We start from the raw sequence: 10,452 nt of genomic DNA, 5'->3' as shown, positions 1-10,452 counted from the left end.
GATAAATCATTCCAGAAAGTTTTATTTACGTCGAATTCATTCAACAAGAGTAATTATTCAATCTATTTGATTTTTAATATCTTAAAATGTTGCTAGTTTTTATGTCATAAAAGAAATTACATGGATAAATGAAAAGAGAGAGAGGAAAAATATTCATTTTTTCAGATTAGTCCATTTCTCATCTTAGACTACCACTACATTTATCCATTAACTTTTTATTTATTAAAAGTCTGCTCATAAGTTAGAATTTTGTACTTTATTTAATAGCCATAACAACACAAAGACAATACAGAGCAAAGATAATCATCTGTATTTCAAACAATTGATAAATGGCAGTTTAGTCTGGACAGGACCCGGAAAACCAACTTTGCACAGATGACTTCGCCGGACATTGGGCACACAATGCCAATCTTTCTGTAAAAGCTATCATGGGAGTGGCCGGATACAGCGAAATGGCTCGGATGCTCGGATTGAATGATGTAGCTGAAAAATATGCTGTTATAACTAAGAAAATGGCAGTGAAATGGGAAAAAATGGCGAATGAGGGTGATCATTACCGTTTGGCTTTTGACAGAAAGAACACTTGGAGTCAAAAATATAACATGGTTTGGGATAAGTTATGGAACCTGAATTTATTTCCTAACAATGTAATCGGAAAAGAAATAAACTATTACTTGACAAAGCAGAATCCTTACGGGCTTCCTCTGGACTCTCGTAAAGAATACACAAAATCCGACTGGATCATGTGGACGGCGGCTATGTCATCAGATAAGGAAACTTTCCAGAAATTCTCTGATCCTGTCTATAAATATATCAATGAAACAGTCTCTCGTGTACCTATCAGCGACTGGCACCATACAGACAGCGGTAGATGGGTAGGCTTCAGAGCCCGTTCGGTGATCGGAGGATACTGGATGAAGGTGTTAATGGATAAAGTTCAAAATAATCAATAAAATTACTATGACGTTAACTTAAAAATTGTACATATGAAGTTCTTAAAGAAAATGTTGTTGGTTGGGCTACTTCCTGGCTATTTGATATGCCAGGCACAAAATGTCCAAAACAAAGAAGATGTACCCTTGGATTTAGGATATCGTGTACTCCCTATGGGAGATTATAACGGTTCAGCCTACACAATCTCGGGTAAACAGTTACGCAATCTACCTGTTACAAATCTTTCGGCAGTATTAGCCGGACTGGTACCTGGTTATTTTGCCCGACAAGTGCAAGGTGGTGGATTAGTGAATGAACAGAATTCATTCTGGATAAGAGGACAAAGAAGTAATTCGCCCGATGTATTAGTATTGGTTGATGGACAGGAACGGGATTTTGCTGTTTTGTCATCACACGAAGTAGAATCAATTACCGTATTGAAAGATGCTGCAGCAACAGCCTTATATGGAATGCGTGCAGGCAGTGGAGCTATTCTGGTTACAACTCGTAAGGGAGCAAAGGGAAAACCGCAGGTTGAATTGACAGCTCAAATTATAGCTCAACAACCACTTAAAGAATTAAATTCATTAAACGCAGCCGATTATGCAAGACAGCACAACATAGCCCGTCATAATGACAATATGGATCCCCTGTATTCGAACTATGATATAATGAATTATGCTAAGAATGATCCTAATTCCATATTATATCCCAATGTAGATTGGGCTGATAAATATTTAAAGGATATCCGATGGAGCCAACGCTATAATCTTAATATCCAAGGAGGAACAGAAAAAAGTACATATTTCGTGAATGCAATGTATACTCGTAACAATGGCTACTTCAATACAGATGATTCACATGATTATAATACCAATCACTCTGCCGAACGGTTTAATATCCGTTCCAATATCGATTTTGCCGTAACTCGCACTACCCAACTGGATGTAAATCTGTATGGCTGGTATCAAAGTCAGAATGGCCCTGGCAGCGGAGCCGAAAATATCTATAAAAATCTAGTCACATTACCGCAAGGAATCTTCCCAGAATGGTACAATGACCAAGGATATACAGATCAATACGGCAATGTTATCAATGCAGAAGATGGGAAAATTGTAGCAGGAAATGCATTCCGTGAAAATCCATGGGCAATGCTAAATCGCTCCGGCTACTTCCAGGACAAACAATTGTATGGTTCTTTCCGCACAAAACTCTCACAGGATCTTTCCTTCATAACAGAGGGATTAAAAGCTTCTGTTGCTCTATCCATGGATTCACGCACAATTTCTTCTATCAGACGTACAATAACTTTCGCATATTACGAAAAGGATGCGACGAATGAGAATGTTCTCCGCCGGACCCGCGAAGATGACTCGATGATAAACAAGGTAGATAATACCAGTTCTTTCCGCCGGACCGGTATCGTGGCTCAATTAGATTATAACCGTACCTTTGGAAAACATGGAGTTTCGGCTTTAGCTTTCTATGAACAATATGAAAGCAATGATGAAATGGTATTGCCAACCCGATTCCAAAGCGCAAATGGTTGGTTCGGCTATAATTATGATAAAAGATATGGCATCGATGTTATCGGAGCTTATCAGGGATCTCACAAATTTGGTCCAGGACACAAATTCGGTTTCTTCCCTACAGTATCTGCCGGATGGACTGTTTCTAACGAATCTTTCTGGAAAGATGCAAAAAAAATAGTGCCCTACCTGAAGCTAAAAGCATCTTATGGACAAGTCGGCAACTCATCCGGCGTAGACGCCTTTTATTACAGGGGACGTATGTGGCCGCAAAACGAAGTCTATATCACAGGGGTAAACATGGGAACAAAGCTTGGAGGATACATTCAGGATATACTTCCAAATCCCGGATTGACTTGGGAGAAAGCTAGAATTCTGAATATCGGAATAGATACCCGACTATTTTCAGACCGGTTATCTGTTACGGCAGAATTTTTTAAAGACAACCGTCATGATATGTATGTAGTAAATAACAAAATCAGTTCTCTTGTCGGCAATGTAAAGGAATTTAAGCAGAATATAGGCAAAATCAATAGCCATGGAGTAGACTTATCTGCCATGTGGAATTCAAATATTGCAGACTGGAGCTATTTCATAGGTGGTACATTCTCTTATTCTACGAATGAACTGATTGCAAACGGTGAAGTAGATCAGCCATACGAATGGTTGAAGAATCAGGGACGGCCTTTAGGAGAAAATCGAGGATACATTGCAAAAGGCTTTTTCAATTCTTGGGAAGAAATAGCAGCCTCCCCTGTACAAACATTCTCTGATGTCCAACCAGGTGATGTACGTTATGAAGATATAAACAAAGACGGACAGATTGATGTAAACGATATGGTACCTATCGGTTACGGAGACATTCCCAGAATCATGTATGGTATTAACTTAGGAGTCGGCTACAAAGGATTTTCGATCACCGCATTATTTCAGGGAGCCGCAAAAGTCTCTCGTCAATATTCGGACATTGTGATGAATCCTTTCACAGATAACGGAACCATATTTGAGCATCAACTTGATTACTGGACACCCGAACACCAGAATGCAACATTCCCACGTTTAACAACACTGGACAATGCCAATCTTAATAACAGGCAGATAAGTACATTAAATGTGAAAGATGCTGATTTCTTAAGATTAAAAACACTGGAAGTTGCCTATGACTTTCCTACAAAAATGATACAGAAAATCCATCTTAAGGGATTGAGGCTTTTCCTTAGCGGAACGAATCTGATTACCTGGACAAAATATAAATGGGTTGATCCTGAAGCTCCTTCACTGGCAGCTCCTTTGACGAGAAACATGAGTATAGGTTGTTCCTTAAAATTCTGATAGCATGAAAAAATCGATAATTTATTTGGCAATAAGCGCAACACTAACATTTTCCGGTTGTGATTATCTGGATGATATGCCCTATGACTGGGCCCAGCCTGATGATATTTTTACGAATGAACAGAACTATCTGAAACCGATTAATCAGGTGTATGCATATATTCCCGAAGGCTTCAACCACGTAGGAAATGCCTTTTTAGATGCAGCCACCAATGATGGAATAAGTACAATCATAGATTCGGATATTCATAAGTTGTCTCGTGGGTATGTCACTTCTTCAAATCCGATTGAAGAATGTTGGAATAAGTCATACAAGGGAATTCAACAAGCCATTTTTGCCCGCAAGTATTTGCGTGAGGCTGACTTGGTGTTACAAAATAAGACAGAAGAAGACATCCAGGCATTTAAAGATACCTATTGTGCGGAAACTGAATGTTTACAAGCCTTATTTGAGTTTAACCTGTTAAGACACTACGGAGGCTTTCCTATTGTCGATCGTATTTACAAAGTCGACGATCCTGAACTGCAGACAAAGGCAAGAGACTCTTTCAAAGACTGCGTCAATCACATCGTACAGTTATGTGAGAGTGCTGCCGCTGTATTGAAAGTTGATCCGGAAGGTGGAAATGGTTCTTATGGCCGTATGACTAGAGGAATGGCACTTGCTATTAAAGCCAAGACATTACTCTATGCTGCAAGCCCACTCTACAACAGAACAGATAATAACGATCCACTACTAGGCTATACTGACGGCTCGGATGTGACGGAACGTTGGAAACTTGCAGCCAAAGCTTGTGCAGATGTAATCAATCTAAATGCAGACGGAACAATATCTCCGAATGGAAATAAAAAATATAATCTGATAGCTCTTACTGCTGCTAAAACGTACGACAAGATCTTTATCAATGCCAATCCTAATCCGGAATATATCCTATTCTATACAGCTGCTAAGGACAATGGTCTGGAAAACAGACATTATCCCCCTACAATCTCAAAAGATCAGGGAGGAGGTACAGTACCTTCACAGCAATTGATCGATGCATTTACCATGAAAGATGGAAGCGATTATACCCATTCTTCTGACGGTGCAAGCATGTATACTAACAGAGACCCGCGTTTGGCAGCAATTATCGGATATGACGGTTCGGTTTATGGAAAGAATACCATTTATACGCGAATTAGTGATAACACAACCATAGACGGACTCAACCAAGTGAAGAACCGTTCGACCAATACGGGATATTACTTAGCTAAATTCCTGGACAAAACACTGAACTTCGGACAGGCCAATGTGGGTACCGTTTTCCACTTATTCCCGATGATTCGCTTATCTGATATCCTACTTTCCTACGCAGAAGCCATGCACCACGCTTACGGTATGAGTGCGGATCCAGAAGGCTATGGTTTGACAGCAATAGAAGCCGTACAAAAAATACGTACCAGAGCCGGATTCGGAACAAATGATAAATTTCTTAATGGGGTGACAGATAACAACTTTATGGAAAAAGTGAAGCAAGAACGCCGTATCGAACTCTGTTTTGAAGAACATCGTTACTTCGATTTGCGACGTTGGATGGATGACAATCAACTTAAAGAACCTATTATCGGAATGAAAGTAGAAGAAAATGCTTCCGGGCTTCATTATACACGCATTACAGTAGATGAAGCACGCAATTTTAAAGATTACATGTATTATCATCCTATTCCTCTGAAAGTAATCAAGGAAAGCCCTTCCATCCAACAGAATCCAGGTTGGTAACGGGCATCAAAACTATTTAATAGATAGAAAACATGAAAAAGATAATAATATTATTCATATGCTTAACCAGCTCCATCTGGCATGTCTGTGCACAAACCAAAGTTAGCGGAATTGTTAAAGATGCCCAAGGAATGGAGATGATTGGCGCTACTGTCCTTCAGAAAGGGACTAATAATGGAATAGTGACTGGTTTGGATGGCAAATTTACTCTTACATTGTCCAACGAAGCAGAGCAAACACTTCTTATCTCAATGATCGGCTTTATAGAACAATCTATTGCCATAAAAAAGAATCATCCTTTTATCAATGTCACCTTGGAAGAAGACATTGCACAATTAGATGAAGTTGTTGTGGTGGGATATGGAACACAGAAAAAAGTATCTCTGACCGGTTCAATTTCTAATGTCGGAACTGAAGACTTGAAAAGCATGCCTGTATCAAGTGTCACAAACGCTTTAGGTGGCCGCATCCCGGGACTAGTAACCCGACAAGAGAGCGGACGTCCCGGCGGTGATCAGGCTACGATGTTTGTTCGTGGTCGTGCTTCATTGAACGACTCTAGCCCCTTAGTACTGATTGACGGGGTAGAACGACCTATGGCGCAAATCGACCCTGATGATATTGAAACTATCTCCGTGTTAAAGGATGCTTCTGCAACAGCCGTATACGGTGTACGAGGAGCCAATGGTGTGATATTGGTAACTACCCGGAGAGGTCGTGAAGGAGAAACTCAAATTTCTTTCTCATCTGAATTTGGTGTTACTTCCTTCAATCGCATATCCCAAACCCTAAATTCAGAATCCGTTTCAAGATTCATGCGTGAGGGTGCTATCAATGATGGCTTTGACCCTTCCGATACCGGTAATACTCGCGGCCTTTTCCTGTCAGAATATGACAACTATCTATATCGTACCCAGAAAAGTCCGTTTACACACCCGGACAATGACTTTGTAGATATGTTTACGAAAAATGGTCTCCAACAGAAATACAATGTAAACCTATCGGGCGGAAATAAAACAGTACGTTACTTCGTCTCTGTGGGATACTTCACTCAAACCGGTATGTTTGAGACAGACGTAGACAAAATTAAAGAGCATGAGACAATACAAACTCTTTTAGCAGCCTCGCCCGATGTAGCAAAAGGCTTATACAAAGAAGGTTATAATTCGGAATATAAGTACAGTAGGCTCACCACTCGTTCGAATATCGATATCAACCTAACTGAAGATTTCAAGGTATCCGTGAATCTTGCTTATCGTTTCGGAAGTCAGAACCGCCCCTATGGCTATGATGCTGACGGACAGGAAGCACTGCGTCTGTTCGGCATGTTCTACCGCAATTCTCCTCAAGCATTCCCAATCTTAAATGCGAATGGAACTTATGCCGCCGCCGATGGTATATGGAGACAGAATCCACTCGTGACATTATGCTATTCAGGATTTTTTCTTAATTTCAATAACAAACTTGAGACAGATTTTGCTTTTAAATATAACCTAAGAAAACTGTTAAAAGGATTAAGTATAGACGGAAAATTCTCTTACGATGCAGGCTGGAGCAATAACCGAAGCATACAGCAGCGTCCCAATATCTATCAATATAATCCTGTAAACGGGACTTATAAACAAGGACTTGAAATGGTGTTGCCAACAAAAGCCACCAATAAAACGGCAGCTACACATCGGAAGTATGCTGAAGCGGCAGTTCGTTATAAGCAATCCTTCTCCAGACATAATATATCTGGATTGGTACTTTATAATATGAGTTATACTTCCACTCCCGGTGGACGCTATTCTTATGTACCTCATATCTATCAGGCTTTAGTAGGACGTGTTAACTATGATTATGAGAATCGCTATCTATTCGAAGTTAACGCAGGCTATAACGGCTCAAACCGTTTCGCGGAAGGACACCGTTATCAGCTCTTTCCTGCAGCATCAGTGGGATGGGTACTGACTAACGAACCTTTCTTTAAAGAAAACCCTATCTTAAGTTTTACTAAACTACGCTTCTCTTATGGTGAAGTTGGTAATGACAAGCTGGGAGGTTTCTCTTACTATTATCGTTCAGGATACGATGAAGGACTAGGCTACACTTTTGGAGAGACACATAATCCTGCGATTAAAGGTCTGATTCAAGGAAAAAGCGCCAATGAAAATATCACATGGGAAGTTGCACGGAAATATAACTTAGGACTTGAGACCAAATGGCTGAAAGATAAAATATCTGCCAGTATCGACTTTTTTAAAGAACGTCGTAGTAATATCCTATGTGAACCGGAAAGATATTCTCAAGCAGCCGGTTCAAACGGATTGGCTCCCATAAACTATGGTGTCGTAACAAATCAGGGATATGATTTGGAAATAGGCTATCAAGATCAAAAAGGAGATTTCGGATATTCTATAAAAGGGATTTATGGATATGCACACAATGAAATTGTAGAGAAAAGTGAATCTGTAAAACCCTATGCTTATATGTCACAAACGGGAAATCCCATCGGGCAGTTTATCGGCTATATTTCCGACGGTTTCTTTAGCTCTTATGAAGACGTAGCAAGTTCTCCCGTTCAATTCGGACAAGTAAGCCGACCTGGAGATATTAAATATAAAGACTTGAATCATGATGGAGTGATCGATTCTAACGACCAAGCTCCTATCGGCTATAATCCGGTCCCTGAAATGACTTTCTCTCTTGCTGCCGGTTTGAACTGGAAAGGAATTGATTTTAGTATATTGCTTCAGGGAGCTGCCCGTTCATCCATCTATCTGCAACAGGATATTGCATGGGATAATTTCTGGGGTAATTATTACGAAGAGCATATCGGAAGATGGACACCGGAAACAGCAGCAACAGCAACGTACCCACGTTTCACTAAGGCAGCTACTGCCGCGCATCCTAATTATTATAAATCTGACTATTGGTTGAAAGACTCCAAATACTTGCGTCTGAAAAACATTCAGTTAGGTTACACTATACCTCGCAAACTATTGAAAAAATTCGGAGTACGTTCACTTAGAGTATATGCGAATGCCTACAATCTCTTTACATGGGATAACGTAAAGAAGGTAGATCCTGAATCATCGAACAATAGTAATGGACAATTCTATCCACAACAAAAAGTAATAAATTTTGGTATCAACCTGAATTTCTAATGTTTGAAATGAATAATTTATGAGAAAACTATTTATATCCTTTGTAACGGCTGTTCTGCTTGCCAGTTGTAGTGCAGATAGCCTGATGAAAGAAACCGAACTGGATCTTACGGATACAGAGAAAGTTTATTCGGACATCACATTGACCCGCAAAGTTGCATACGACTTGTATGCACGTATGCGCATGGGAAGAGACCGCCTTGGCAGTTTTGGTTTTTTGGCAAACATTGGTGGTTCACCTTGCATGCTTGACAACGCAACAGACGATGGAGCCGGAAATACAACCCGTGCCGGAGGGGCAGTTATTCCCGAACTCGAGAAATTTATCAAAGGGGGAATTGATGCTTCCAAAGGTTTGATTGGCGGTGACCATCCATGGACATTTTACTATAAAGCCATCCGTTCTGCAAACACATTCCTGAACAACGTAGATCGTTCACCATTGGAGGATGCAGAGAAGATTTCCCTGAAAAACCAAGTACGCTTTCTGCGTGCATTGTATCACCACGAACTGTTTCGTTTCTACGGAGCATTAGTAATCGGAGACAAAGAACTCGATCCGTTACTTTATGACGAAATCAAACGTGAATCGTTAGAAACCACAGTCCGTTGGATTGCTAATGAATTCAAAGAACTTGCAGAGCCGGGAGTATTGCCCGACAAATACGATGCAGCAGATTACGGAAGAGCTACCCGGGGAGCAGCCCTAGGCTATCTGGCACGCACATTACTTTATGCAGCAAGTCCCTTACACAATGCGTCCGGAGTAACTTGGAGAGAAGCGGCTGATGCTGCCTACGATATGATTGAATATGCTGACAATGGAGATTTCTATCGTTTATATGAAGATCCGACCACTCCCGAAAAGAGCTACACACGATTATTCAATACCCGTGCCAATGGTGAGGTAATCATGGGATTTCTCCGTGCACCGGCAAATGACCTTTACGGAATGATGCCTGCCTTTGACCCCTGGAACGTAAATAAAGAACTACTGACTTGTCCGAACCAATGGCTGGTAGACTGTTATGATATGCTCGACGGCTCACAGCCCATTCTCGGTTATGAATCAAATACGAAAGCCATCATCAACCCAAACTCCGGTTACAATGTAAATTCTCCTTATGCTAACAGGGATCCTCGTTTGGCGCAGAGTATTCTATGTGATGGTGCTACCTGGCCTTTAGTCAACGGTAAGCCAGCTGCAATAGACCTGTCAAAATCATATAGATGGGGAAGCGGATACTTCCTGACAAAGTTCCTGGATGACCGTATCGATCATCGAAAAGGTGGTACCACTTACATGGACTTTCCAATGATGAGATATGCAGAAATCCTGCTCGATTATGCAGAAGCCGAGAATGAGGCTGAAGATACGAATACAGCCAGAGAAAAAGCAATAGCCCAGCTTAACAGGATACGTCGTCGTGCCGGTATCACGACAGACTTACTGGCCGCAGATTATAATCAGGCAACCCTTCGGGAACGCATACGTAAAGAACGCCGTGTAGAACTTTGTTTTGAAGATCATCGATTCTTTGATATAAGAAGATGGCTGATAGCAAAAAATGTAATGAGATTACCGGCTGTCGGAATAAAGAAAATTAACGGTGAATATCAACGGGTAACTTTAGATACACGAAACTATAACGAGCGCATGAACTTGGCTCCAATACCACAGGATGAAGTTAATAACTGCCCGAATATCTACCAGAATCCAGGATACTAATCTAAATAGAATGTTTACTTA

4 protein-coding genes and 1 pseudogene are annotated in these 10,452 nt (G+C 40.7%); all 5 read left to right on the top strand.

The window, feature by feature from the left end; translation table 11 throughout:
- Window positions 1-344 precede the first annotated feature (344 nt).
- Window positions 345-953 (top strand): annotated as a pseudogene (locus tag HMPREF9010_RS11320) (glutaminase domain-containing protein); the annotation flags it as partial.
- A 33-nt stretch (window positions 954-986) separates the two neighbouring features.
- A complete protein-coding gene (locus HMPREF9010_RS11325; protein ID WP_008649263.1) occupies window positions 987-3,794 on the top strand; it encodes a SusC/RagA family TonB-linked outer membrane protein in 2,808 nt (935 codons plus the stop codon).
- 4 nt (window positions 3,795-3,798) lie between these two features.
- Window positions 3,799-5,553: a RagB/SusD family nutrient uptake outer membrane protein gene (locus tag HMPREF9010_RS11330; RefSeq protein ID WP_032852701.1), complete on the top strand. Its 1,755-nt coding sequence runs from the start codon at window positions 3,799-3,801 to the stop codon at window positions 5,551-5,553.
- A 32-nt stretch (window positions 5,554-5,585) separates the two neighbouring features.
- Window positions 5,586-8,702, top strand: coding sequence for a SusC/RagA family TonB-linked outer membrane protein (locus HMPREF9010_RS11335; protein WP_008649259.1), 3,117 nt, complete (start codon window positions 5,586-5,588; stop codon window positions 8,700-8,702).
- 19 nt (window positions 8,703-8,721) lie between these two features.
- Window positions 8,722-10,431, top strand: coding sequence for a RagB/SusD family nutrient uptake outer membrane protein (locus HMPREF9010_RS11340; protein WP_004309533.1), 1,710 nt, complete (start codon window positions 8,722-8,724; stop codon window positions 10,429-10,431).
- Window positions 10,432-10,452: the final 21 nt, after the last annotated feature.

The organism is Bacteroides sp. 3_1_23 (assembly GCF_000162555.1).
Classification (GTDB): domain Bacteria; phylum Bacteroidota; class Bacteroidia; order Bacteroidales; family Bacteroidaceae; genus Bacteroides; species Bacteroides ovatus.
This window is presented reverse-complemented; position numbering and strand designations above follow the sequence as displayed.

Excerpts from the sequence above, each read along its gene's own strand:
- HMPREF9010_RS11325 (WP_008649263.1), top strand. The coding sequence starts at position 987 with ATGAAGTTCTTAAAGAAAATGTTGTTGGTTGGGCTACTTCCTGGCTAT.
- HMPREF9010_RS11330 (WP_032852701.1), top strand. The coding sequence starts at position 3,799 with ATGAAAAAATCGATAATTTATTTGGCAATAAGCGCAACACTAACATTT.
- HMPREF9010_RS11335 (WP_008649259.1), top strand. The coding sequence starts at position 5,586 with ATGAAAAAGATAATAATATTATTCATATGCTTAACCAGCTCCATCTGG.
- HMPREF9010_RS11340 (WP_004309533.1), top strand. The coding sequence starts at position 8,722 with ATGAGAAAACTATTTATATCCTTTGTAACGGCTGTTCTGCTTGCCAGT.